General features: G+C 60.9%; 20 protein-coding genes and 1 tRNA gene. 8 read left to right on the forward strand and 13 right to left on the reverse strand.

Annotation, left to right across the window (positions count from 1 at the left end):
- Positions 1 to 60: 60 nt before the first annotated feature.
- Positions 61 to 1,443 (forward strand): aspartate aminotransferase family protein, encoded by a 1,383-nt coding sequence (locus tag FHW37_RS12530; protein ID WP_145636751.1) that lies wholly within the window; start codon positions 61 to 63, stop codon positions 1,441 to 1,443.
- Between the two features lie 193 nt (positions 1,444 to 1,636).
- Here FHW37_RS12530 and FHW37_RS12535 read toward each other — a convergent pair whose 3' ends face one another.
- Positions 1,637 to 2,389 (reverse strand): SDR family NAD(P)-dependent oxidoreductase, encoded by a 753-nt coding sequence (locus tag FHW37_RS12535; protein WP_145636753.1) that lies wholly within the window; start codon positions 2,387 to 2,389, stop codon positions 1,637 to 1,639.
- A 535-nt stretch (positions 2,390 to 2,924) separates the two neighbouring features.
- On the opposite strand from FHW37_RS12535, the gene FHW37_RS12540 reads away from it, so the two are divergent.
- The 5 genes from FHW37_RS12540 (at position 2,925) to FHW37_RS12560 (ending at position 8,011) form a co-directional block, all read left to right on the forward strand.
- On the forward strand, positions 2,925 to 3,902 hold the full coding sequence (locus FHW37_RS12540; protein ID WP_145636756.1) for an agmatinase: 978 nt from the start codon (positions 2,925 to 2,927) through the stop codon (positions 3,900 to 3,902).
- A 76-nt stretch (positions 3,903 to 3,978) separates the two neighbouring features.
- Positions 3,979 to 5,109: an extracellular solute-binding protein gene (locus FHW37_RS12545; protein WP_145636759.1), complete on the forward strand. Its 1,131-nt coding sequence runs from the start codon at positions 3,979 to 3,981 to the stop codon at positions 5,107 to 5,109.
- 115 nt (positions 5,110 to 5,224) lie between these two features.
- Positions 5,225 to 6,319 carry an ABC transporter ATP-binding protein gene (locus FHW37_RS12550; RefSeq protein ID WP_145636762.1) on the forward strand — a complete coding sequence of 365 codons (1,095 nt, stop codon included), beginning with the start codon at positions 5,225 to 5,227 and terminating at the stop codon, positions 6,317 to 6,319.
- Positions 6,316 to 7,200, forward strand: coding sequence for an ABC transporter permease (locus FHW37_RS12555; RefSeq protein WP_145636765.1), 885 nt, complete (start codon positions 6,316 to 6,318; stop codon positions 7,198 to 7,200). The genes FHW37_RS12550 and FHW37_RS12555 overlap by 4 nt, the downstream gene beginning before the upstream one ends.
- 16 nt (positions 7,201 to 7,216) lie before the next feature.
- Positions 7,217 to 8,011 (forward strand): ABC transporter permease, encoded by a 795-nt coding sequence (locus FHW37_RS12560; protein ID WP_145636768.1) that lies wholly within the window; start codon positions 7,217 to 7,219, stop codon positions 8,009 to 8,011.
- 18 nt (positions 8,012 to 8,029) lie between these two features.
- Here FHW37_RS12560 and FHW37_RS12565 read toward each other — a convergent pair whose 3' ends face one another.
- Both FHW37_RS12565 and FHW37_RS12570 read right to left on the reverse strand, forming a co-directional pair.
- Positions 8,030 to 8,269, reverse strand: a complete 240-nt coding sequence (locus FHW37_RS12565) for a hypothetical protein (RefSeq protein ID WP_145636772.1) — start codon at positions 8,267 to 8,269, stop codon at positions 8,030 to 8,032.
- A 262-nt stretch (positions 8,270 to 8,531) separates the two neighbouring features.
- Positions 8,532 to 8,607: transfer RNA gene (locus tag FHW37_RS12570), tRNA-Ile, on the reverse strand.
- A gap of 250 nt (positions 8,608 to 8,857) precedes the next feature.
- Between FHW37_RS12570 and FHW37_RS12575 the strand changes: the two genes are divergently transcribed.
- The gene (locus FHW37_RS12575) at positions 8,858 to 9,613 is read left to right on the forward strand and encodes an SIMPL domain-containing protein (RefSeq protein ID WP_145636776.1); all 756 of its coding nucleotides are present in this window, start codon (positions 8,858 to 8,860) and stop codon (positions 9,611 to 9,613) included.
- Between the two features lie 116 nt (positions 9,614 to 9,729).
- Here FHW37_RS12575 and FHW37_RS34070 read toward each other — a convergent pair whose 3' ends face one another.
- The 9 genes from FHW37_RS34070 to FHW37_RS12615 all read right to left on the reverse strand — a co-directional run bounded on the left by FHW37_RS34070 (position 9,730) and on the right by FHW37_RS12615 (position 20,006).
- On the reverse strand, positions 9,730 to 9,876 hold the full coding sequence (locus tag FHW37_RS34070; protein ID WP_246690753.1) for a hypothetical protein: 147 nt from the start codon (positions 9,874 to 9,876) through the stop codon (positions 9,730 to 9,732).
- A gap of 108 nt (positions 9,877 to 9,984) precedes the next feature.
- A complete protein-coding gene (locus FHW37_RS34075; protein ID WP_246690754.1) occupies positions 9,985 to 10,287 on the reverse strand; it encodes an NUDIX hydrolase in 303 nt (100 codons plus the stop codon).
- A 39-nt stretch (positions 10,288 to 10,326) separates the two neighbouring features.
- The gene (locus FHW37_RS12585) at positions 10,327 to 10,749 is read right to left on the reverse strand and encodes a secondary thiamine-phosphate synthase enzyme YjbQ (protein WP_145636779.1); all 423 of its coding nucleotides are present in this window, start codon (positions 10,747 to 10,749) and stop codon (positions 10,327 to 10,329) included.
- A 44-nt stretch (positions 10,750 to 10,793) separates the two neighbouring features.
- Positions 10,794 to 12,044, reverse strand: coding sequence for an MFS transporter (locus tag FHW37_RS12590; RefSeq protein ID WP_186458271.1), 1,251 nt, complete (start codon positions 12,042 to 12,044; stop codon positions 10,794 to 10,796).
- A gap of 166 nt (positions 12,045 to 12,210) precedes the next feature.
- Positions 12,211 to 12,594, reverse strand: a complete 384-nt coding sequence (locus tag FHW37_RS12595; RefSeq protein WP_145636785.1) for a DUF427 domain-containing protein — start codon at positions 12,592 to 12,594, stop codon at positions 12,211 to 12,213.
- 127 nt (positions 12,595 to 12,721) lie between these two features.
- Positions 12,722 to 14,263, reverse strand: a complete 1,542-nt coding sequence (locus FHW37_RS12600) for a DUF930 domain-containing protein (RefSeq protein ID WP_145636788.1) — start codon at positions 14,261 to 14,263, stop codon at positions 12,722 to 12,724.
- Positions 14,264 to 14,495: 232 nt separating this feature from the next.
- Entirely contained in the window at positions 14,496 to 16,556 is a 2,061-nt protein-coding gene (rpoD, locus tag FHW37_RS12605) for an RNA polymerase sigma factor RpoD (RefSeq protein ID WP_145636791.1), read from the reverse strand.
- A gap of 481 nt (positions 16,557 to 17,037) precedes the next feature.
- The gene (gene dnaG / locus FHW37_RS12610; RefSeq protein WP_145636794.1) at positions 17,038 to 19,062 is read right to left on the reverse strand and encodes a DNA primase; all 2,025 of its coding nucleotides are present in this window, start codon (positions 19,060 to 19,062) and stop codon (positions 17,038 to 17,040) included.
- A 491-nt stretch (positions 19,063 to 19,553) separates the two neighbouring features.
- Entirely contained in the window at positions 19,554 to 20,006 is a 453-nt protein-coding gene (locus tag FHW37_RS12615) for a GatB/YqeY domain-containing protein (protein ID WP_145636797.1), read from the reverse strand.
- A 339-nt stretch (positions 20,007 to 20,345) separates the two neighbouring features.
- On the opposite strand from FHW37_RS12615, the gene carA reads away from it, so the two are divergent.
- Positions 20,346 to 21,551, forward strand: coding sequence for a glutamine-hydrolyzing carbamoyl-phosphate synthase small subunit (carA, locus tag FHW37_RS12620; RefSeq protein WP_145636800.1), 1,206 nt, complete (start codon positions 20,346 to 20,348; stop codon positions 21,549 to 21,551).
- A 43-nt stretch (positions 21,552 to 21,594) separates the two neighbouring features.
- Here carA and FHW37_RS12625 read toward each other — a convergent pair whose 3' ends face one another.
- Positions 21,595 to 23,001, reverse strand: a complete 1,407-nt coding sequence (locus FHW37_RS12625) for an MATE family efflux transporter (RefSeq protein WP_432442849.1) — start codon at positions 22,999 to 23,001, stop codon at positions 21,595 to 21,597.
- Positions 23,002 to 23,103 lie beyond the last annotated feature (102 nt).

A 23,103-nucleotide genomic window follows, 5' to 3' on the forward strand; every position in this document is an offset into this window, starting at 1 on the left:
TGCGAATTGTCCATGTTACGTTTCGGCATCACCCACCCTCCGCAGCCAGGGAGACGCCCCGTGAACATCGCCGCGCAGCCCAACGATATCCGTGACGTCATCGAGGCGGATCGTGCCAATGTCTGGCATCACCTGACCCAGCACAAGCCGTTCGAGACCGTCGATCCGCGCATCTTCGTCGAGGGCAAGGGCATGCGCGTCTGGGATGCGACGGGCAAGGAATATCTGGATGCGCTGTCGGGCGGTGTGTGGACCGTCAATGTCGGCTTCGGCCGTACGTCGATCGCCGATGCCGTCCGCGACCAACTCGTGCAGCTCAACTATTTCGCCAATTCGGCGGGCTCGATCGCCGGCGCAAAATTCGCGCAAAAACTGATCTCGAAAATGCCGGGCATGAGCCGCGTCTATTATTCGAATTCCGGCTCGGAGGCGAACGAGAAGGTTTTTAAAATGGTGCGCCAGATGGCGCATCGCCATCACGGCGGCAAGAAATACAAGATCCTCTACCGCGAGCGCGACTATCACGGCACGACGATCGCAGCCCTCGCCGCCGCCGGCCAGCAGCAGCGGCGGGAACAATACGGCCCGATGCCGCCCGGCTTCGTCGAAGTTCCGCATTGCCTCGAATATCGCAGCCAGTATGGCGAGATCGACAATTACGGTGAACGCGCCGCCGAAGCGATCGAGGAAGTCATCCTGCGCGAAGGGCCTGACACGATCGGTCTCTTATGTCTCGAACCGGTGACAGCCGGCGGCGGCGTCATCGTGCCGCCCAAGGGGTATTGGGAAAAGGTCCAGGAGATCTGCCGGAAATACGACATTCTCCTACATATCGACGAGGTCGTCTGCGGCGTCGGCCGCACGGGCCTCTGGTTCGGTTACCAGAATTACGGCATTGAGCCGGATTTCGTCACCATGGCCAAGGGCGTCGCCTCCGGTTACGCGGCGATCTCATGCACGGTGACGACGGAAAAAGTCTTCGAGATGTTCAAGGACGATGCCGACGATCCGATGTCCTATTTTCGCGATATCTCCACCTTCGGCGGCTGTGTCGCGGGGCCGGCAGCAGCGCTCGAAAACATGCGCATCATCGAGGATGAAGGCCTGCTCGACAACACGCTTGCCATGGGCAAAAGGCTGGTCGGCAATCTCGAGGCCCTGATGGAACGCCACGCCGTGATCGGTGACGTCCGCGGCGCCGGCCTGTTCTGCGGCGCCGAACTGGTCGCCGACCGCAAGACCAAGGAGCCGGTTGCCGAAAAACTGGTGCAGGCCGTCGTTGCCGATTGCGCCGCCCAGGGCGTCATCATCGGCGCGACCAACCGGTCGCTGCCGGGGCTGAACAACACGCTCTGCCTCGCACCGGCGCTAATTGCGAAGGAGACGGATATCGACGGGATAACCGAGGCGATCGGCAAGGCGCTGACCAAGGTGTTCGGATAAAACTGCGGTAGCTGGCGCCCCTCACCCTAACCCTCTCCCCGTAAACGGGGCGAGGGGACGTGGCTCATGTTATGTCTGAGAGGGACGGATAGGTTGCGGCATATCCCTTCTCCCCGTCAGAACGGAGAGAAGGGGCCGGCAGGCGGATGAGGGGCAAAACACTCGGTAGGAGGCGTCCCCAAGATCCCTCACCCTACCCCCTGAAAATCTGGAACGGCGCCCAGGACTGGCTGACCGGCATGATCTCGACGCTGTTGATATTCACATGCTTCGGCAGCGACGCGACCCAGTAGATGGTCTCGGCAATGTCTTCCGGCTGCAGCGGGTTGGCGCCGGCATAAAGCTTGTCATAGGCTTCCTGATTGCCGCCGGTGCGCACGAGCGTAAATTCGCTCTCCGCCATGCCGGGCTCGATGGACGTCACACGCACGCCCTTGGCAGAAAGGTCGCTGCGAAGGCCGAGCGAAAACTGCCGGACGAATGCCTTGGTGGCGCCATAGACATTGCCGCCCGGATAAGGCCAGTTCGATGCGATGGAGGCGAGATTGACGATGATCCCCTTCTCGGCAATCAGCGTATCGAGCAGCAGCCGCGTGATCGTCACCAGACCGGTGACATTCGTATCGATCATCGTCTTCCACTGATTGAGATCGCTTTCCTGCGCCGGCGCGGTACCGAGCGCCAGCCCGGCATTGTTGACGAGCGCGGTGATCGCCCTGAACTCGGCCGGCAGTTCCGCAAGCGCCGCCTCGGTTGCGGCTTCGTCGCGAATGTCGAAGCAGAGCGCATGCGCCCGCTTCGGCCCGCCCAGTTCGGTGACCAGTGCATCCAGCCTGTCCTTGCGGCGGCCGGTGAGCACGACATTCCAGCCCTCCTTGACGAAACGCTGCGCTGCGGCCTTGCCGAACCCGGCCGTGGCACCGGTGATGAGAGCTATCTGGGGCATGAATCGATCCTTTTCTTTCGCATTGCAGCAAAGTCTATGCGGACGAAGGCGATCACGTAAACCGTCTGCATGCGGCGGATGGCGCGAGAAAAACATCCCCCCGTCACCGCCTCGCCCCTGTCACGCTGCACCCTGTCCAGCCAAGGCACTGTCGCTGATAGAACGGTCTTAGCCGCAGGCTGCAAAGCGATGACAGATCCAGAATATTTTGACCATGGAACCAGAGATATTCGGTGCTCGCCACATCTAGCAGCATGATCAAAATTGGCAAACCGCGTTGTTTTCAATGGCTAAATTTCACAAACCCGGTTTCGAGCGCCGCGCATATGGCTGGCAGGCCTGAACAATCCGCAGGCGTCTCGCCAAATTTATGAACGCCGGAATGGCGCGCATTTGTGCGGTTGCATTCACGCAAGCCTAAAACCTTTGGCAATGTGTCCGGAGACGCCGCCCTCCCGCCAAATATCCCGTTGTCAGCCCCGATCATCGTGCTAGCCTGTGGCCAATAACAGCGGCAAAGCCGCCAAGGGGATCTATGAGTTCAGGCAATTTTCATCCGGTTTCCGGCGTCGATCTTCCGCGCTTTGCAGGCATTGCCACATTCATGCGGCTGCCGCATATCGGGCTGGACGATCCACGCCTGGCCGAGGTCGAGATCGGCCTGATCGGCGTTCCCTGGGATGGCGGCACCACCAACCGACCGGGCCCCCGCCACGCGCCCCGCCAGCTGCGCGACTATTCCTCCATGGTCCGCTTCCAGAACGGCGCGACCAAGGTAAAACCCTATGACCTGGCGCGCTGCGCCGATCTCGGCGATGTCGGCATCAACCCGGCCGACGTGCAGGATTCGCTATCCCGCATCACCGCCTTCTACGACCGCGTGAAGGCGGCTGGCATCATGCCGCTCACCGCTGGTGGCGACCATCTCTCCTCCCTGCCGATCCTGCGGTCACTGGCCAGGGACAAGCCGCTCGGCATGGTGCATTTCGACAGCCATACAGATCTCTTCCATTCCTATTTCGGCGGCTTCAAATACACCCATGGCACGCCCTTCCGCCGCGCCATCGAGGAAGGCCTGCTCGATCCGAAGCGCGTCTGCATGATCGGCATTCGGGGCCCCGCCTATGATTTCGAGGACCGCGACTTTGCCGATTCCGTCGGCATAAGGGTAATCCCGATCGAGGAGTTTCACGCCCGCGGTGTGGCCGATGTCATGGCCGAGGCGCGCGAAATCGCAGGCTCCGACGAAACCTATGTCAGCTACGATATCGACTTCATCGATCCCGCCTTTGCGCCGGGGACCGGAACGCCGGAAATCGGCGGCCCGAACAGCTTTCAGGCGCTCGAAGTGGTCCGCGGGCTGCGCGGCCTGAACATCGTCGGCGCCGACCTCGTGGAAGTTTCACCGCCCTTTGACATGAACGGCACGACGGCCTTTCTCGGCATCACCGTCATGTTCGAACTGCTTTGCGTGCTTGCCGAATGCAGAGCGAATAAAGTGCAGGGCGCATAAACTGCAATCTTAAACCCAACAAGACCGGAAAACCGGCGGGAACAGTCCAACGCAACAGAAAACTGGGAGCTTACCGATGCGCATTTTGACCATGCCGATCTCTCGGCGCAGCATTCTGAAGACCACCGCTATTGGCGCTGGTGTCATTGCCTCTCCCGCCATCATTTCCTCGAGCGCGCTGGCGTCTTCGGGCGAAGTGAATTTCACCGGCTGGGCCGGTTATCCCGGCATGGCCGAAAAAGTGTTTCCGGCCTTTACCAAGGCAACCGGCATCAAGGTCAACTTCACCGAACAGCCGGACCAGGACACGATGTTCGCCCAGGCGAAGATCTCGCTTGCGACCGGCGCGTCCGACGTTGTCGAGCCGACGCTCGATCGCGTTGCCGCCTGGAACTCCAACGGCCTGCTGCAGGGCTGGGACCTGAAAAAGGTCGGTATGGACAATTACGCCCCCGGCCTCGCGGATGGCTCTGCCGCGACGCTTTCGACCATCGAAGGCAAGACGCTGATCCTGCCTTCCGTTTGGGGCACGGAAGCGCTGGTCTACAACAAGAAGGATTTCCCGACCGAATATGGCAAGGCAAGCCTCGGCGACCTGTTCAACCCGGCCAATCAGGTAACGGTGCGCGGCCACTCGGCACTCGCCGCCATGGGTCGCTGGCTTGACGCGCAGGGCAAGCTGCCGAAACCCTGGATCGAGAGCTACAAGGACGAAGCGACCATGGTCCAGCTCTGGGACATCGCGCTGGCCGAAGCGATCAAGGCCAAGGGCAATGTCGTGCAGTTCTGGAACGGCGAAAATGACGCCCAGGCCGCCTTCCGCACCAACGGCGCCGTGGTCGGTCTCTGCTGGGATTCGACCGGCTTTAACCTCACCAAGGATGGCTACGCCTATCTCGCGCCGAAGGAAGGCGCGTTTGCCTGGAATCAAGGCCTCGTGCTCCTGAAGAGCGCGAAAAACGTCGAACAGGCCCATGAATTTGCAAAATGGGTCTCGACGGCGGACGGCTCGGCGCTCTGGGCGACCGCATTTTCGGCCAACCCGGTCGGCAAGGGCGGCATCGACCTGATGGATCCGTCCGTTTCCGCCTTCTACAAGGCGAGCTTCCCGGGCGATGCCGTTTCGAAAATGTACTGGTGGCCGAGCCAGGCCGCTTGGTTCCTCTCCAAACGCGGCGAATATGCCGACAAGTACAAGGCCGCCTGAGGCCCAAACTCTCCGACTCCATGACCGGCCACTTCAGTGGCCGGTTTCTGCCCGACGGAACAGGCCACCGACCGCGCATCTGGCGGCAATGGCTTCAGAGGATGGACTGCGAGCAATGAGTGCCAGTGTCGAACTTCAGGATGTATGCGCGGATTTCGGATCGTTTCGCGCCGTGGACAATGTCTCGCTGTCGATCGAGGCCGGCGAATTCTTTTCCTTCCTTGGACCCTCCGGCTGCGGCAAGACAACGATCCTGCGCATGGTTTCCGGCTTCATCTCGCCAACCGCAGGCACGATCAGCATCGGCGGCAAGGACATGCGCAACCAACGCCCGAACCAGCGCCCGACAGCCCTGATTTTCCAGAACCTCGCCCTCTTCCCGCTGATGCCGATCTGGGAAAACATTGCCTTCGGCCTTGAAGCCCGCGGCGTCGACAAGAAGACCCGCCGAAAGCGCGCGGAGGAACTGCTCGCCCTCGTCGACCTGCCCAATGCCGCCGACAAGACGGTGGCCCAGCTTTCCGGCGGCCAGAAACAGCGCGTCGCGATCGCCCGCGCGCTTGCCGTCGAACCTTCCGTCATGCTGCTCGACGAGCCGCTCTCGGCGCTCGACCTGAAACTGCGCCAGCACATGCGCGCCGAACTGCGCGCCATCCAGAAGCGCACCAACGTCACCTTCATCTACATCACCCATGACCAGGGCGAGGCGCTCGCCATGTCCGACCGCGTCGCCGTCATGTCCCACGGCAAGCTGCAGCAGGTCGCCCCTCCCCGCGAGATCTACAACCAGCCGGCCACCGGCTTCGTCGCGGCCTTCGTCGGCGAAAGCAACATCTTCTCCGGCACGCTCGCCTCCCGCTCCGGCGACCGCGGCGAATTCCAGACGGAAAGCGGCGTCTTCAAGGGCAGGCTTGGACCGGATATCGGCGACGGCGCCAAGCTCTATGTCCGCCCCGAACATGTGAAACTCGACGCCGCCGCGATCAACGGCAACACAATCCCCGTAGAAGTGACGGATATCGCCTTCGAGGGCAATTTCATCTCGATCCAGACCATCGACGCCACCGGCCGCACCGTAGTTTCGGAAACCCGCAATGACGGCACAGCCTCGGTTCCGGACCGCGGCACAAAACTGTTCGCAAGCTTCGACGCCGACAAGGCCTTCATCCTCGCCGATGAAGCAAAAAACCAGCCGGTTGCCGCCGCATGAACGATCTCGTCCACCGTTACGGCACCGCCCTCACCCTTCTGATGTGCCTTGCCGTCGCCTTCTGGCTGGTCATCCTGGTCATCGTCCCGAACCTCTACCTGTTCGAAAACTCCTTCCGCCCCTACCTGCCGGTGCAGGACATGGGTGGCCCGAAGGATGTCTACACGCTGAAGAACTACCTGACCTTTTTCAACAGCCCGATCCATATCACCGTCTTCATCTCGACGGTTCTCTATTCGTCGATCGTCACGGTCATCTGTTTCGTGCTGGCCTATCCGCTCGCCTATTACCTGTCGAAAAAGGTCTCGGTCAAAAGCCTGCCGGCGATCTTTCTGCTTCTTACCGTGCCGCTCTGGGTGAGCGAGATCATGCGCTCCTTCGCCTGGTTCATCATCCTGTCGCTGCGCGGACCGCTCAACTACCTCCTCATCAATATCGAGGTGATCGACAAGCCGATCCGCTGGATGACCGGTTTTCGCAGCGTCATCATCGGCCTTGTCTACACCTACGTCCTGTTCATGCTGTTTCCGATCTACAACGCCATCCAGTCGCTCGACACGGCGCAGATCGAGGCGGCTGACGATCTCGGCGCGCCCTGGTGGCGCATCCACTGGCGCGTGATCCTGCCGCATGCCAAGCCCGGCATCGCCTCCGGCTCGGTCATGGTCTTCATGCTTTCGGCCGGCTCCATCCTGGTGCCGACGCTGCTCGCCTCGACCAATTCCCGCTGGTTCACGGAAATCATCCAGCAATGGATGTTCGAATCGCTCGACTGGAACACGGGTGCGGCCTACGCCTTCCTGCTGCTGATCCTCTGCACCGTCTTCGTGACGCTCGTCATGCGCATCTTCCGCGTCAAACTTTCAGACATCGCGAAGTGAGCCGGAGGAACGACAGATGACGACCAAAAAATCCGACTTCCTGTTCCGCCTCTACCTGGTGATCTTCCTCGCCTATCTGCTGCTGCCGCTGATCGTGATGGGCGGCGCCGCCTTCAACGACAGCCGGTTCCCCTCGGTCTTTCCCTGGGCCGGATTTACGCTCAACTGGTTCGTCGAACTGTGGAATGATGCGCGCCTGATCAACTCTTTCAAGAACACCATCCTCGTTGCGCTTGCCGTCGTCCTCCTGTCGGTCCCGATCGGCGCAGCCGCCGCCATCCTGATCAACAGTATCGGCGGTGCAACCCGCTCCATCCTCTACGGCCTGATGGTCGCCCCTATCCTCACGCCCGGCGCGGTCATCGGCATCTCGACGCTTCTCTTCTGGAACAAGCTCGCCGTCCCGCTCGGCCTGCATCTCGCCGTTTTAGGCCAGGTCTCCTATATCGCCGCCTTCGTCATGCTGCTGGTTCTGGCAAGACTGCAAAGCTTCGACCGCTCGCTGGAGGAAGCAGCCCTGGACCTCGGCGCCAGCCATTCCATGGTCCTGCGCCGCATCCTCTTGCCCCACCTCTACCCGGCACTCGGCGCCGGTGCGGTGATCGCCTTCTTCCAGTCGATCGAGAATTTCAACATCACGCTCTTCACGCGCGGGCCGTATGACACGCTGACGGTCTATGTGTTCTCGAAGGTACGAAGCGGCATCACGCCGACGATCAACGCGCTGGCGGTGATCCTGATTGCTGTGACGCTGACGGGCGCGCTGGTGGTGGAGTTGAGACGACGGCGGGTGCAAGCAAAGAGCGCCTGAAAACCAGCCAATATGTCCTCAGCCCTTTCGAGCCTGCCGCGCAATCTTCATTCGCATCAGGCGCTTCTTGGCCCGAATGCGCTGTTGCTTCCTCTGTCGCAGCCGGAGTTTTTTCTCCCGCTTTTCCATACGTCGGCTAATTCTGACCTGCTCTCTGGTCAAACTGCCATAGGCAGCCGATCTTGCCCGTATCGCCAGCCCAACCGCAACGATGAACAGTACGACGATGACGGCAACGGTGACGAGAAAGGTGATCATATGGCAATTTTTCGTTCTGTTTTGTGGCTGCCCGAAACGGGGATGATTTCAGGAAATACCATGTCGCTTAAGCAGAGACGACACCCTGTTCACCCGCCACCACGCTAATTGCACTTTAAAAGCGCCCAAAACGTTTTCGACCAATCCTGGAATTTTCTACACGTTTCGAAATCTGGTGCGAAATTCCAAAAATAGTATCCAGCTGCATTAGTTGAGCAACCAAGCCGAATAAAATCCATAAGTCTTTGATTTAAAAGAATTTTGGTGGGCCCGGAGGGACTCGAACCCCCAACCAAGCGGTTATGAGCCGCCGGCTCTAACCATTGAGCTACAGGCCCTTGCCCCGTAAGGCACGCGGTCAGGCGCAATGGTTCGCCGGCCGGTATGCCCGTCTAGCGTAAATCCTTTTCCGTCACAAGGGATTGCCGCAATAGGTTCACAATCGCACGGCAGGTAGGCGAGGTCCGGTGAAACCGGTCGTCATGGTTGCAGCTTTGTCAGCGCGCCAGAACGTCCGGCCATACCGTCACACCGCCTCCGGCAGGCCATCGGGTCTGCCCCCACAAGACGCTCTTGAAAGGAAACATCATGCGCCTTGGCTCCAAAACCTCTCCTGTCCTGCTGACGATCGGTGCTGCCTGCCTGCCGCTTCTCCTTGCCTTCGGCCCGGCGCAGGCCCAGGAGCAGGTCCGCCGCCGCGAGCCGGTGCTCAGCGTTTCCGGTGAAGGTCAGGCCTCCGTCGCGCCCGACATGGCGATCGTATCGCTGGCGGTGGTGCGCCAGGCGAAGACCGCCGGTGCTGCCACTGCGGCCAATACGGCTGCGATGAACGAGGTTCTGGCCGCGCTGAAAGCCGATGGCATTGCCGAGCGCGATATCCAGACCAGCAATTTTTCGATCTACCCGCAATATCGCCGCAGCGAGACGAAGAACGGCACGATCGAGACGCAGGAGATCGTCGGTTACGAGGTCACCAATTCGCTTTCGGTCAAGGTCCGCGATCTGACGAAACTCGGCAGCCTGATCGACCAGTCGGTCAAGCTTGGCGTCAATAGCGGCGGCGAGATCAGCTTCACCAATGACAAGCCGGATGATGCAATCCGGGATGCCCGCAAGGCTGCCGTCGCCGAAGCGCTCGACAAGGCAAAGACCCTGACGGAAGCGGCCGGCGTCAAGCTTGGAAAGATCCTGGAAATCAGCGAGGGATCGACCCGCCCGATGCCGCAGGCGCCGATGATGCGCATGGCTATGGCCAAGGACGTGGCTCCCGCCCCCGTTCCGGTCGCAGCCGGTGAAAATACCTATACGGTAACGGTCAATGTCACCTTCTCGCTCGGCGAGTAAGCCTTGAGCTTTTGAGATTCTTCCGGCCCTGGCCTTGCCTCGGGCCGGAAGTTTTTTTGAGATCCTGCCGCGGCTAGACAGACGAAAAGCCAGACAGGCCTGCCAATATCGTCTTATCAGCCCAGCCGGCCAGCCGCCTGCAGCGCCAGCATGATGGAAGAGACATGCAGCGCCTGCCCGATCAGGCCGGAGCGCAGTTCTTTCAGCAGCGTGTCTATCGGCATGGTCGAAACGGAAAGCCCCTCTTCGCCATGTTCCAGCATCTGCCCGGCGGTGCGGATTGCGTTCCGCGCCAGATAGACATGCAGCCGGTTGGTATGCGAGGCGGGGTTTGCATAAAGGCTTGAAACCAGCTCCCAGCTTTCGGCCTCCTATCCAGTCTCCTCCAGAAGCTCGCGTTTCGCAGCCGCTACGGGATCCGGATCACCGGCATCCACTGCGCCGCCAGGGATTTCCGTAAAAACATCGGCGGCACCATGCCGGTATTGCCGCACGAGCACGATCTCGTCATCGGCGGTAATCGCAACGATATTGACCCAGTCCGGATACGACAAGACGTAATAGGGCGCTATTTCCTGGCCCGATGGGGTCACGCAGGTTTCCGCCCTGAGGTCGATCCATCTGTCCTTGACGACCGTCTCCGAAGAGAGGACCGACCATTTCGTGTCCGTCATTCTATCAATGTCTCCTGAAAACGATGGCGCGCGCGCAGTTCATGCCGACAGGTGCAGGACGATCTCGCGCCGATGCGGCCGGTCACGGTGTTCGAACAGATAGATCCCCTGCCAGGTGCCGAGCAGCAGCCTGCCCTCCCTGACCGGAATGCCGATCGAGACAGCAGTCAGCGCCGCCTTGATATGCGCCGGCATGTCGTCCGGCCCTTCCATCGTATGCGTGACCCAGCGCATCGAAGGATCGTCCGTCGGCGGCACCAGCCGCGCGAAAAAGCTTTTCAGATCCCGGCGAACATCGGGATCGGCATTTTCCTGGACGATTAGCGAACAGGATGTGTGACGCACGAAAACGGTGAGCAGGCCTTCATCCGCCTGATTGCTGCGCAGGAAAGCCGCGACCTCGTCGGTAAATTCGTAGAGCCCCTGCCCTTTTGTATTCAGCGTGATCATCGTCTGCGGCATATCTGCTCCCATAGGTCGGAGGATGTTCGGGCCTGGGCCGCGCCTTAGCCTTCCAGGGATTTGACGCGGGCAAGTTCGGGAAAGATGCGGAACCAGAGAGCAACGACGACGAGCGTACCGATGCCGCCGATCACGCCCGTCAGCACGGGTCCGAGAAAGCCGGCCAGAAGACCGGATTCGAACTCTCCCAGCTGGTTTGAGGTCCCGATGAACAGCGAATTGACGGCGCTGACGCGGCCGCGCATCTCGTCCGGCGTCATCAGCTGTACGAGCGAGCTGCGCACCACCACGCTGATCGTATCGGCGGCACCGAGCACGGCAAGGCATGCCACCGAAAAGACGATGCTGGTCGAAAGCGAAAAGGCGATCGTCGCGACGCCGAACACGGCGCAGGCTATCATCATGCGACGGCCGACATTTTTCCGCAGCGGCCGGCGGGCAAGCAGCACCGCCATCACCAGCGCCCCGATTGCCGGCGCCGCGCGCAAAAATCCGAGACCCCAGGGGCCGGCATGCAGGATATCGCGGGCGAACATCGGCATCAGCGCGGTCGCGCCACCGAGAAGCACGGCAAACAGGTCGAGCGAGATGGCGCCCAAAATGATCGGCCGGCTACGCACGAAGGTGATGCCGGCAAAGACCGAATTCAGCGTCACCGGCTCGCGCGGCACAACCCGTCTTTCAATCCGGATACAGGCGACGTTGATGCAGGCAATCGCGAGCAGGATGGCGGAGATGAGGAAGGGGGCTGTCGGATCGACGCCATAAAGCAGGCCGCCCGCGGCAGGCCCGATGATGAAGGCTGCCTGCTGTAGCGAGGTGGCCGTCGCAACGGCCTGCTGCAGGATCGATGCCGGAACGACATTCGGCAGAAGCGCCGTCGAGGTCGGGTGCTGGAAGGCGGTCGCGGCACCGAGCACGGTGACGGCAATGAAGACGATCGTCGAGGTGATCCAGCCTTCCCACAGCGCCCAGGCAAGCCAGACCGCCACCAGCATCTGCACGACCTGGCAAATGAAGACGATTATACGCCGGTCAAAACGGTCCGCCACATGCCCAACGACGAGTGTCAGAAAGAAGCGCGGCAGGAACTGGCAGAAGCCGACGAAACCGAGCGCAAACGCGCTCTGGGTGAGATCATAGATGATCCAGCCGATCGCGATCGTCATCGCCTGAGTGGCAAGCGCCGTAAAGACGCGTGAGGCGGCGAGATGCAGATAGGCGGGATGATGAAGAACGCTTGGAATTGCAGAAGAGGATGGAGACGTCGAATTCGGGCTCTGCGTATTGTCCATGTCTGCCATCGCCTGTCCGGACGAAAGCCGCCCTGAGGATCAATCGAAAATTCGAAAATCCTGTTCTGCCGATGCGGCCGGCTTGTCAATGCCAGCCGCATCCACAGTCAGACGAAATCGACGCATGGGCCTGGCTTGGCCCACGCGTCAGTCAGCACGCCCGGCCTCAGGCAGCCAGTTCCTCGATGGAATCGACACGGTCGGGATAAAAGGCGAAGTGCTCTTTAATTTCACCAACAGCCTCGAAAGGCATTTCGTAGGACCAGACGGTATTGGCCGAGATCTGCCTGCCATCGATGACGGCACTGAAATAGGAGGCATCTCCCTTGTAGGGACAATAGGTGGAATGGTCGGTGCGTTCAAAGGCCGACATATCGACATCCTCACGCGGAATGTAATGGACAGGCGGATAGGCAGCTTCACGCAACGTCAGCACCCGGCGGCTGTCGGCAATTACCCGGCCGCCCGCCTTGACGACCACCCGATTGCCGTTGCGGCTGATCTCGATCGGATGATCGGGACCCGGAACCTTCTTCACCTTGTCAGCCATGATGCGGATCCTTCCTGAAACCTTTTTGTCGAAACACTAAAAGACAAGATGGGGACCCGCAGGCCGCGGTCAAAGGCTTGCCGTGCAGAAAAATCCCGCTCAGGTGCTGGCTGCCAGCCGGCCCGCCTCAAAACTCGGGAAAACCACGGCTTCGCCACTGCGATCTTGGAATGGCGCCGCCGACATCGAAAGCGAAGGACACGACCCTTGTGGCATCCATATCGATCTCGCAGCGGAAACTGAGATCGAACCACTGCCCCCTCTGCAGGAAGCCGGCCCGGCGGATGTCGAGAACGGTTCCCTGCGGCAGGCGCGGCGCGGGCAAAAATTCCGGGCGATAGGCGGCATGCAGGAGCTGCTGGCGAAGCTCGGTGGCGCAAAGCTGGCCGGCGCGGCTGCCGCGCGGAATGCCGGCCATAGCGGTCGTTGCAACATCGTCACCCGTATCCTGGGTCGAAAACAGCGTCTTGGCCGGTGTCAGTTCGGCCGGCTTGTTGGATGGCTTTTCCGAGGTCTTGTCTCCTGTCGGGCGCGCCATCGGTTTTGGCATCACGACGCCCGGAAGCGATCCACCCAGCGGATCGGTCGCGGAAGCCCCGGCGCCGGCCTGTGGATCACCAGAGGCAACGCTCAACTGTTGCGGCACCGCATGGCCCATTTCCGTGGCACCCGACGGTGTATCCGTCTTCTCGGCATCGGCAGCGGCCTGTGCAGCTGGATCGGTATCCTGAGAGGCAGTGTCGGCGGAAGCGGCTGTGTCTGCAGCCTCGGCGCTATCACCATTGGGAGACTTGCGTGGGCCGCTATCCTTGTCACCGAAACGGAACACGGGCTGCAACGTCGGAACCGGCGAACCGGTGCGGTTGTCTGCCGACTGATCCCGGCTCTGCTCCTGAGATGATTGTGCCTGTTGCTGCTCCGCCTGCTGGCGAGCCTGCTCCTCGGCCTGCGCGGCCTGCTCTTGCGCCTGCTTCTGCTCTTCAGCCTGCTGCTGGGCCTGCCTTTGCTCTTCGGCTTGCTGCTCGGCTTTCGCCTGCTCCGCCTTCTGCTGCTCTGCCTGTTTCTCAGCGGCCTGCTGTTTGGCGGCGGCCTCTTGCGCCGCCTTCTGTTGGGCCGCCTGTTCGCGCGCGGCCTGCTCCTGCGCAGCTTTCTGCTCGGCAGCTTTCTGTTGCGCCTGTTTCTGTTCTGCTGCCTGCTGCGCTTTTTCCTGCGCGGCCTTTTGCGCTTCCGCCTTCTGCTGCTCTGCCGCCTTCTGACGGGCTGCGGCCTCTGCGGCTTGCTTGGCCTGTTCGGAGGCCTTTGCTCTCTCTTCCTCGGCAGCCTTTTCCTGTGCCGCCTTCTCCTCGGCAGCCTTCGCCTCCGCCTTCTTCTGGGCATCGGCCTTCTGCGCATCAGATGCCTGGGACTGCGCCTGCGAACTGGTCAGATTAGGATCTTCGGGCGGTTTCGGCGACGGCGGAGGTGGCGACTCGCTCTTCGCAGCCTGTTCTTCAAGCTTGAGCGCCTCGGCAGCAGCCTCGCTCTCCGGCTTCGGTGCCTCCTCTTCCGGCGGAGACACAAGCTCCACCTGGACGACCTCTTCCTTCTGCGCCTCGGCCTGCGGCAATGGCAGCCTCACGAAGAACAGGGCAGCCACCAGAGCATGCAGCGCCACCGAAGCGGCCAGCACTCCGATAATCTTATGCCGCGATGTCCGGGAAGTTTCCTGCATAGCCCCGATGTAGGATGAATTGTGCGCCGGATCGAGTCCATGACGAAGGATCGCGGCAAAAAGAAAGCGTGATCACAGGTGTGAACGCCTGTCCTGCCGCGCGCCCTGTTGCATCACGCAAACCCGGCCAACAAAAAACCCGGCCTGCCTTGGGCAAACCGGGTTCTTCAATAATCTGTCGCGAACAGCCTTAGCTGTCGAGGAAGCTGCGCAGCTTGCGCGAGCGGCTCGGGTGCTTCAGCTTGCGCAGCGCCTTCGCTTCGATCTGGCGGATACGTTCGCGGGTAACCGAGAACTGCTGGCCGACTTCTTCGAGCGTGTGGTCGGTGTTCATGCCGATGCCGAAACGCATGCGCAGGACACGTTCTTCACGCGGCGTTAGCGAAGCGAGGACGCGTGTCGTCGTTTCGCGCAGGTTCGCCTGGATGGCGGCGTCGATCGGCAGAAGCGCGTTCTTGTCCTCGATGAAGTCACCGAGATGCGAATCTTCTTCGTCACCGACAGGGGTTTCGAGCGAGATCGGCTCCTTGGCAATCTTCAGGACCTTACGGACCTTTTCCAGCGGCATGGCAAGCTTTTCGGCCAGTTCCTCCGGCGTCGGCTCGCGACCGATCTCGTGCAGCATCTGGCGAGAGGTACGAACGATCTTGTTGATCGTTTCGATCATGTGCACCGGAATACGGATCGTGCGGGCCTGGTCGGCGATCGAGCGGGTGATCGCCTGACGAATCCACCAGGTCGCGTAGGTCGAGAACTTGTAACCGCGGCGATACTCGAACTTGTCGACCGCCTTCATCAGGCCGATATTGCCTTCCTGAATGAGGTCGAGGAACTGCAGGCCGCGGTTCGTGTACTTCTTGGCGATGGAAATGACGAGGCGGAGGTTCGCTTCGACCATTTCCTTCTTGGCGATCCGCGCTTCGCGCTCGCCCTTCTGCACCATCGACACGATTCGACGGAATTCCGTGATCGAAATACCGGTTTCCGTGGCGAGAGACTGGATCTCCTGACGGATGTCGCGGATCGTGTTGTTTTCGGCCTTGGCGAATTCCTTCCAGCCACGGGCGGCAAGGTTGGAGATCGACTTCATCCAGTTCGGATCGAGTTCGGCACCCTGATACTGTTCGAGGAACGAGTCACGCTTGACGCCGTAGGATTCGGCAAGGCGCAGCAGGCGGCCTTCGTTCTGCATCAGGCGCTTCGAAATGTCGTAGAGCTGCTCGACGAGGGATTCGACGCGGTTCTGGTTGAGCGACAGCGACTTCACAGCCGTAATCAGCTCGTCCTTCAGTTCCTTGTAGCGACGCTCCTGGGCAGACGACAGCGTGCCGGATGCAGCAAGACGCTGCTCGACCTGCTGGTCCTGAAGCTTGCGCAGCTTCTTGTAGGTGTCGGCGATCGTGTCGAGCGTCTCCATGACCTGCGGACGCAGTTCCGCTTCCATGGCGGCGAGCGAAAGGTTCGACTCGTCGTCGTCCTCTTCCTCTTCCTCGAGCGGCAGGTCGCCGCCGACAGCCGTAATGTCGTCGTCATTGGCAGCAGAGAAACGAGCCTTGCGGTTCTTTTCCTTTTCTTCGGCAGCCTTACGGTCGGCTTCGATCTTTTCCGGGCTCTGGAACTGCGGGGCAGCCTTCGCCTCGGGACCGGAATAGGTGGTTTCGAGATCGATGATCTCGCGCAGAAGCGTCGTGCCCTCGTTCAGCTCGTCGCGCCAGATGATCAGCGCCTGGAACGTGAGCGGGCTCTCACAGAGCCCAGCGATCATCGTTTCGCGGCCGGCCTCGATGCGCTTGGCGATGGCGATTTCGCCTTCGCGCGACAGAAGCTCGACGGAACCCATTTCGCGCAGATACATGCGCACCGGGTCGTCGGTACGGTCGGTCGGCTCTTTCTTCTTGGCGGTCGCAAGCGCGGTCCCGGCCGAAGGTGCGAGTTCGCCGCCTTCGCTCTCGTTGTCGTCGCTCTCGGTATCGTCGCTCTCGCTGGCTTCGGTCGCCTCTTCGGCTTCCTCATCCTCGACAACGTTGATGCCCATGTCGGACAGCATCGCCATCGTGTCTTCGATCTGCTCGGACGTGACTTCCTCAGACGGCAGGACCGAATTCAATTCGTCCATCGTGACATAGCCGCGCTTTTTCGCGGCCTTGATCATCTTCTTGACCGCGTCGTCAGAAAGATCGAGAAGCGGACCGTCATGCGAACCTTCGCGTTCGTTCTCGGCTTCTTCGTTTTCTTTGACTTTAGTTGCCATGTATGTCGTCGCTTTCCCTGAACGCCACGTCGCCGCGCTTCGTGGCTTGCGGCTGGAGGCTATGCCACGCTTGCCGCGAATCGATGTTCAACTCAGTAACGGAATGATCTTTAATTCCCGATTACCATTGACTGTCGCCAATGACAGGACCGGCCCTTCCAGGTCAACGGCCTTCATCTTCGGTGCGCTTGACCCAATCCGCCCATTCTGACTGAAATGGTGATTCCCACAAATTAATGTTTCGTCAAGTTTTTCCGAAGGCTGTGCCCAGGAAAAGTGGAAAATGCCGCATCTAAGCGACAGATTCGGGGGGTATTCCCACCAAGTTACCGCTTATGTAGGCGGCGCATGGCCAAAGACAAGGTTCGCATCCGCACAATTATGACCAGGAATGCAACGCTCCCCTCGACATCCAGAAAACACCCGCGGCACCTGGGTACCACTACCAGCACGATAGTCGTCAATCAATACTTCGCGCGGCTTATCCATGGGTTACTGCGGCTCCCTTCACCCGGCCGGACAGCACGCCGAACCCGTCGATGATCGCCTCCTGGTTTTCGAGCCGCGAGATCTCGTTCTGGACCTCGAAAAGCGCGCGCATCAGCATTTCCGCCCGATCCGGCTCGTCCTCGGTCATCTCGGCGATCTCTCGCTCGAGCTCGATCTTCTGCCAACGCAGCTCCTTGTTGCGCGAATGCAGTGCCCGGGTCTGCCGATAGGCCTGCAGCGCATCCTGCGCATCCGCCTCCTCGGTCGCGGTCCACAGACGCGCATTGCGAATCTGCTGGGTCATCGACTTCACAAGATCGTCAAAGCCGTTTTCGGCCAGCTGCTGACGCAACACGGCCGGCGTCAGCTCGGCGCCGATCTTGCCGGCAACCGTCAGAAGGCACGACCAGAAGCGCACCAGATCGCGATTTTCGAATTCGATCGAAGCGATCTCGTCATATTCGTCGAACAGCAATTGCGGATGGTTTGCGATGGTGAGCGCCAGCACACTTTCCCGCAGCGCCGGCAGGTCATGATGGCCGCGCACAAGGCCGGAGCGCATCAGCCGCTCGGAAATGCCGAGCCGCCCGCCGCCCGCGGCACCACGCTGTCCCTGTGCGCCAAAACCGCTTTGCCCAAAACCGCCTTGCCCGGACCGGCCACCGCCACCGCGCTGAAAACCGCCCTGCCGCCGGTCGCCACCGCCGCGCGAGACCGGCGCGAAAAAGCTGTTCAGCCTGTCGCGCACATCTTGCTGGTAATGGCGCCGGACATTTTCATCGGCGATCACCGAAACGACCTGCTTCAGACGCGCCTCGAGTTCGGCGCGCTTTTCCGGCGTGTCCAGACTGGCGCCGTTGGTCTCGCGCTGCCAGACCATTTCGGCAAGCGGCCGTGCTTCGGACAGCACCCGATCGAAAGGCGCCCTGCCCTCATGGCGCACAAGATCATCCGGATCCTTGCCATCCGGCAAAAGCGCGAAACTGACCGACTTGCCGGGCTTGATGAAGGGAAGCGCCAGATCCGCCGCACGGTTGGCGGCACGGATGCCGGCGCCATCGCCGTCGAAGCAGAGGATCGGCTGCGGTGTCATGCGCCACAGAAGTTCGAGCTGGTTTTCGGTGAGCGCCGTGCCGAGCGGCGCAACCGCATTCTCGACGCCCGCCTGATGCAGCGCTATCACGTCCATATAGCCTTCGACGGCAATGATCGTGCCCGCTTCCTCGCGTCCGCCCGTCTTCTGGGCCGCCCGCCGTGCGCGCGAAAAATTGTAGAGGACCTGCCCCTTGTGAAAAAGTTCGGTCTCGTTGGAATTGAGATATTTCGCCGGCGCATCCGCAGCCATGGCGCGACCGCCGAAGGCAATCACCTTTTCCCGCGACGAGAGAATTGGAAACATCACACGGTCACGGAACCGGTCATAGGAGACGGCAATACCTTCGCCATGCACGACGAGCCCACAGGCCTCGATCTGCTCTTTTGGCACGCCCTTGGAGGCCAGATGTTCCTTCAGCGCATTGCGGCTTTCCGGCGCATAACCGAGCCGGAACGTGTCGATCGTCCGGGCCGTCAGGCCGCGATCGCGCAGATAGGCGCGCGCCCTGACGCCGACAGCGCTCTGCAACTGATCCTGAAAGAACTGAGTCGCCATTTCCATGACGTCGAGCAGCGTGGTGCGTTCCTTCTCACGCCGCTCCGCCTGCGGATCTGGCTGCGGCATGGCGATGCCGGCAATATCGGCCACCGTCTGTACGGCTTCCGGAAAACTCATGCCTTCCGCTTCGGTCAGGAACCGGAAATGGTCGCCGGAGACGCCGCAGCCGAAGCAGTGGTAGCGCCCCTTGCGGTCCTCGCAGTGAAAGCTCGGGCTCTTTTCGCCATGGAACGGGCAGCAGGCCCAATAATCGCCGCGGCCGACATTGGTTTTCTTGCGATCCCAGGTCGCGCGTCGTCCAACGATCGTGGAGATCGGCACGCGGTCGCGGATTTCATCAAGAAAATTATTCGAGAAACGCATTTCTACCTCTGGGTCGGCAAGCATTCTAGCTGCCGCGCCGCATCTGCGCCACCATCAAGGCCAACTCAAACCCGGGCCTGCCCGCTATCCACAGGCCAGAATACAGGCGAAAATGAAGGCTGGCGCCTGCCCGAGTCTGTCGACCACCCATCAAGACCGATTCGATATGACAGATTTGAGGCAGTCGCCGGGGACCATGATTACGTTTTTGTAACTTGCAGTCAGGTCCGCGGCTATCTAACGTCTTGCTGAAATGAGCCGCCGACCGCGACCTTGCCGCCATAGGACGAACCACACCTCCGCTGGCCGCAGACGACGGAAACTATTTTTTTAGTTCATTTCGCTCTTCGGGGCGGGCTTTTGCAATGATTGCAAATGTCCGCCCTTTTTCCGTCGGTGGCTCGTTCTTTGTCGACCGGCGGGATGCGTAGAAGAGCAAGAAGGCGGGAAACCGATGATCGGATTCCCGCCTTCCCTAATGCGGCCAAAACTTACTTCAGCAGATCCTTGACCATGCCGGAAGCCTTGGCGAAATCCATCTGGCCGGCATAACGCTCGCGCAGGGCGGCAATCACCTTGCCCATGTCGCGCATGCCTTCGGCGCCGATTTCAGCGATCACGCCCTTGATGATCTCGCTGACCTTCTCGTCGCTCAGCTGTTCCGGCATGAAGCTGCGGATGATCTCGATCTCCTCACGCTCCTGGCTAGCAAGCTCGGCACGGCCAGCCTCGTCGTAGATCTTGGCGGATTCTTCGCGCTGCTTCACCATCTTCTGGAGGATCTGCAGGATATCGTCGTCGCTCGCCTCATCCTTGCCAGTGCCGCGATTGGCAATATCGCGATCCTTGACGGCGGTCTGGATCAGGCGGACGGTCGACAGACGACGAGCGTCCTTGGCCTTCATCGATTCCTTGAGCGCTGCGGACAGCTGTTCGCGCATCATTGTTTTTCTCCTTGAGGATGGCTCGGGCGACGCGCCTCATCGGGCCGGCCGCCGTCTTTGGCGCTGTCATAGAGCAAGGGCAAAGGGCGATCAATTGATTTGCCGCAGCATTGCATCATAGACATGAGCATTGCATCACAGACATGCCTGATAGCGCGGGATTCTTGCACTCCCACGATTGACCGCCCCGCCTGCCTTGTTTATGTCGAACACTTGCACAACAATTGGATGACGGGCTTTTGCGTGGGTTTCCGCGCGCCCTGTTCTTAATCGACGATGGATGGCCTCCATAGCCTGTTCCCCGGCCGGGAACGGGAACGCTGGGGCAGAAGGATAGAGATGACCGCAACCGCTCCCTGGACAACAAAAAAGCCGACCGCAGTCCTCGTTCTTGCCGATGGCACCGTTATCGAGGGAATGGGCATTGGCGCGACCGGCAAGGTGACCGCCGAAGTCGTGTTCAACACGGCATTGACCGGTTACGAAGAGATCATGACCGATCCGTCCTATCTGGGCCAGATCGTCACCTTCACCTTCCCGCATATCGGCAATGTCGGCACCAATGACGAAGACATCGAAGACCTGACGCCGGCAGCACGCCGCGGCGCGGTCGGCACGATCTTCAAGGCCGATATCACCGAACCGTCCAACTATCGCGCCGCAAAACATCTCGACGCCTGGCTGAAGGCCCGCGGCGTCATCGGCCTGTCGGGCATCGACACCCGTGCGCTGACCGCCTGGATCCGCCAGAACGGCGCTCCGAACGCCGTCATCGCCCATGACCCGAACGGCGTTTTCGACATCGAGGCCCTGAAGGCCGAAGCCAAGGCATGGAGCGGTCTCGAAGGCCTCGACCTCGCCAAGGAAGCAACCTCCGGCCAGTCCTCGCAATGGGCTCAGAAGCCCTGGGTCTGGAATGAAGGTTTTGACGACCTGAAGCCGGAAGACGCCAAGTATCACATCGTCTGCATCGACTACGGCGTGAAGCGCAACATCCTGCGCCTGTTTGCCGGCCTCGACTGCAAGGTGACGATCGTGCCGGCCCAGACCTCGTCGGAAGACATCTTGGCGCTGAAGCCGGACGGCATCTTCCTGTCGAATGGCCCCGGCGACCCGGCTGCCACCGGCACCTATGCCGTTCCGGTCATTCAGGACGTCATCAAGACCGACATCCCGACCTTCGGCATCTGCCTCGGCCACCAGATGCTCGGCCTCGCGCTCGGCGCAAAGACCGAAAAGATGCATCAGGGCCATCACGGCGCAAACCATCCGGTCAAGGATCACACGACCGGCAAGGTGGAAATCGTCTCGATGAACCACGGCTTCGCAGTCGACTCGAAGTCGCTGCCGGAAGGCCTTGAGGAGACTCACATTTCCCTGTTCGACGGCACCAATTGCGGCCTGCGCCTCTCCGGCAAGCCGGTCTTCTCCGTGCAGCACCACCCGGAAGCTTCGCCCGGCCCGCAGGACAGCCATTACCTCTTCCGCCGCTTCATCAATCTGGTGCGCGAGAAGAAGGGCGAAGCGGCACTGGCCGAACGCTAAGAGCTAAAACGGAATAAAGCTATCAGACGGCCCGCTTGAGAAATCAGCGGGCCGTTTTCGTTTGGCGCTGCAGAAGCAGCCAGAAGCGGCCGCAAAGCAGGAAAGCGGCGGCGGCAAGGCCGAGCACGAAACCGAACCAGATGCCCTCGCCCTTGAAGCCGAGCGGGAAGGCAAACACCCAGGCGCAAGCAAAACCGATCGGCCAATAGGCGATCAGCGCCAGGATCATCGGCACACGCGTATCCTTGAGGCCACGCAGCAGGCCGGCACCGACCGCCTGCACGCCGTCGGCAAGCTGGAAGACACCGGCAATCACGATCAGCGGCGCGGCGAGATCAAGAACAGCCTGCGCATCGGCCTGGCGGATATCGAGGAACAGCGCCCCCAGTTCACGTGGAAAGACCGCAAAGATCAGGCCGCCGACAAAGGTGAAGCAGACGGCGGAAAAACCTGCCGCCAGCGCCGCCTTGCGCACGCCCTCCATGTCTCTGCGGCCATAGGCGAGACCGACACGAACCGTCGCCACCTGAGCGAGGCCGAACGGGATCATGAAGGCGATCGAGGCGAATTGCAGCGCGATGCCGTGCGCGGCCAGTTCCAGCTTGCCGATATTGCCCATCATCAGCGAGGCGGCGGCAAACAGGCCTGTCTCGGCAAGGATGGTAAAGCTGATCGGCAGGCCGAGCATGGCGATTTCGCCCAGCATCGGCCAGTCGGAACGCCAGAAACGCACGAACACCTCGTAACGCTTCAAGACCTCCTGCCTCTGGATATAGAGGACCGACAGAATGAAGCCGGTGAGATTGGCGCAAACGGACGCGATGGCTGCCCCGTGCAGGCCGAGCTTCGGCGCACCGAAATGGCCGAAGATCGTCAGATAGGCGACGACGCCATTCAGCAGGAACATGCCGATCGTCACGTAAAGGACGATGCCGCCCTTTTCGAGCCCGGTCAGGAAGGAGCGCAGCACCATCAGCCACAGCGCAGGGAAAATGCCCCATTGTACGATCCGCAGGTAGCTTTCGGCCATGGCGGCGACATCCGGCGCCTGCCCCAGCCTCAGCAGGATCGGCTGCGAGAACCAGAGGACCGGCGCAGTCAGCATGGCATAACCGGTCACCACCCAGAGGCCCATGCGCACGGACCGGCGCACGGAAACGGTATCCTTGCGCCCCAGCGCCTGGGCGACCATCGGCACGACGGCCGCGGAAAAGCCCGAACCGAAGATGAAGACGATAAAGAACATCTGCGTGGCAATGACGGCTGAGGCGAGTTCGGTCGTACCGAGCCAGCCGACGAGGATGACGTCGGTCGTATTGATCGCCATTTGCGCCAGCTGGGCGCCGACCAGAGGAACGCCGAGCGCAAAGGTCGCGCGCAGATGCGACGACCAGGAATTATCCGGTGCGGTGATCGCCATTTGCGCTGACTGAGACACGGTATTCTCCATAAGACGAAAAAAGCCGCTTCCAAAAAACTTTGGCGAGCGGCGGGTAAGAATGCCTATATGTGAGGCAATTGCCTACGGCAAGTGCTGGACTGCAACCCAGCA

Origin of the sequence: Neorhizobium alkalisoli, assembly GCF_007829835.1 — a bacterium.
GTDB lineage: Bacteria > Pseudomonadota > Alphaproteobacteria > Rhizobiales > Rhizobiaceae > Neorhizobium.

Bases quoted from the DNA above. Each gene is read 5' to 3' on its own strand.
- FHW37_RS12535 (WP_145636753.1), bottom strand. From the start codon at position 2,389: ATGCCCCAGATAGCTCTCATCACCGGTGCCACGGCCGGGTTCGGCAAG.
- FHW37_RS12540 (WP_145636756.1), top strand. From the start codon at position 2,925: ATGAGTTCAGGCAATTTTCATCCGGTTTCCGGCGTCGATCTTCCGCGC.
- FHW37_RS12545 (WP_145636759.1), top strand. From the start codon at position 3,979: ATGCGCATTTTGACCATGCCGATCTCTCGGCGCAGCATTCTGAAGACC.
- FHW37_RS12550 (WP_145636762.1), top strand. From the start codon at position 5,225: ATGAGTGCCAGTGTCGAACTTCAGGATGTATGCGCGGATTTCGGATCG.
- FHW37_RS12555 (WP_145636765.1), top strand. From the start codon at position 6,316: ATGAACGATCTCGTCCACCGTTACGGCACCGCCCTCACCCTTCTGATG.
- FHW37_RS12560 (WP_145636768.1), top strand. From the start codon at position 7,217: ATGACGACCAAAAAATCCGACTTCCTGTTCCGCCTCTACCTGGTGATC.
- FHW37_RS12565 (WP_145636772.1), bottom strand. From the start codon at position 8,269: ATGATCACCTTTCTCGTCACCGTTGCCGTCATCGTCGTACTGTTCATC.
- FHW37_RS12575 (WP_145636776.1), top strand. From the start codon at position 8,858: ATGCGCCTTGGCTCCAAAACCTCTCCTGTCCTGCTGACGATCGGTGCT.
- FHW37_RS34070 (WP_246690753.1), bottom strand. From the start codon at position 9,876: ATGCTGGAACATGGCGAAGAGGGGCTTTCCGTTTCGACCATGCCGATA.
- FHW37_RS34075 (WP_246690754.1), bottom strand. From the start codon at position 10,287: ATGACGGACACGAAATGGTCGGTCCTCTCTTCGGAGACGGTCGTCAAG.
- FHW37_RS12585 (WP_145636779.1), bottom strand. From the start codon at position 10,749: ATGCCGCAGACGATGATCACGCTGAATACAAAAGGGCAGGGGCTCTAC.
- FHW37_RS12590 (WP_186458271.1), bottom strand. From the start codon at position 12,044: ATGGACAATACGCAGAGCCCGAATTCGACGTCTCCATCCTCTTCTGCA.
- FHW37_RS12595 (WP_145636785.1), bottom strand. From the start codon at position 12,594: ATGGCTGACAAGGTGAAGAAGGTTCCGGGTCCCGATCATCCGATCGAG.
- rpoD (WP_145636791.1), bottom strand. From the start codon at position 16,556: ATGGCAACTAAAGTCAAAGAAAACGAAGAAGCCGAGAACGAACGCGAA.
- dnaG (WP_145636794.1), bottom strand. From the start codon at position 19,062: ATGCGTTTCTCGAATAATTTTCTTGATGAAATCCGCGACCGCGTGCCG.
- FHW37_RS12615 (WP_145636797.1), bottom strand. From the start codon at position 20,006: ATGATGCGCGAACAGCTGTCCGCAGCGCTCAAGGAATCGATGAAGGCC.
- carA (WP_145636800.1), top strand. From the start codon at position 20,346: ATGACCGCAACCGCTCCCTGGACAACAAAAAAGCCGACCGCAGTCCTC.
- FHW37_RS12625 (WP_432442849.1), bottom strand. From the start codon at position 23,001: ATGGAGAATACCGTGTCTCAGTCAGCGCAAATGGCGATCACCGCACCG.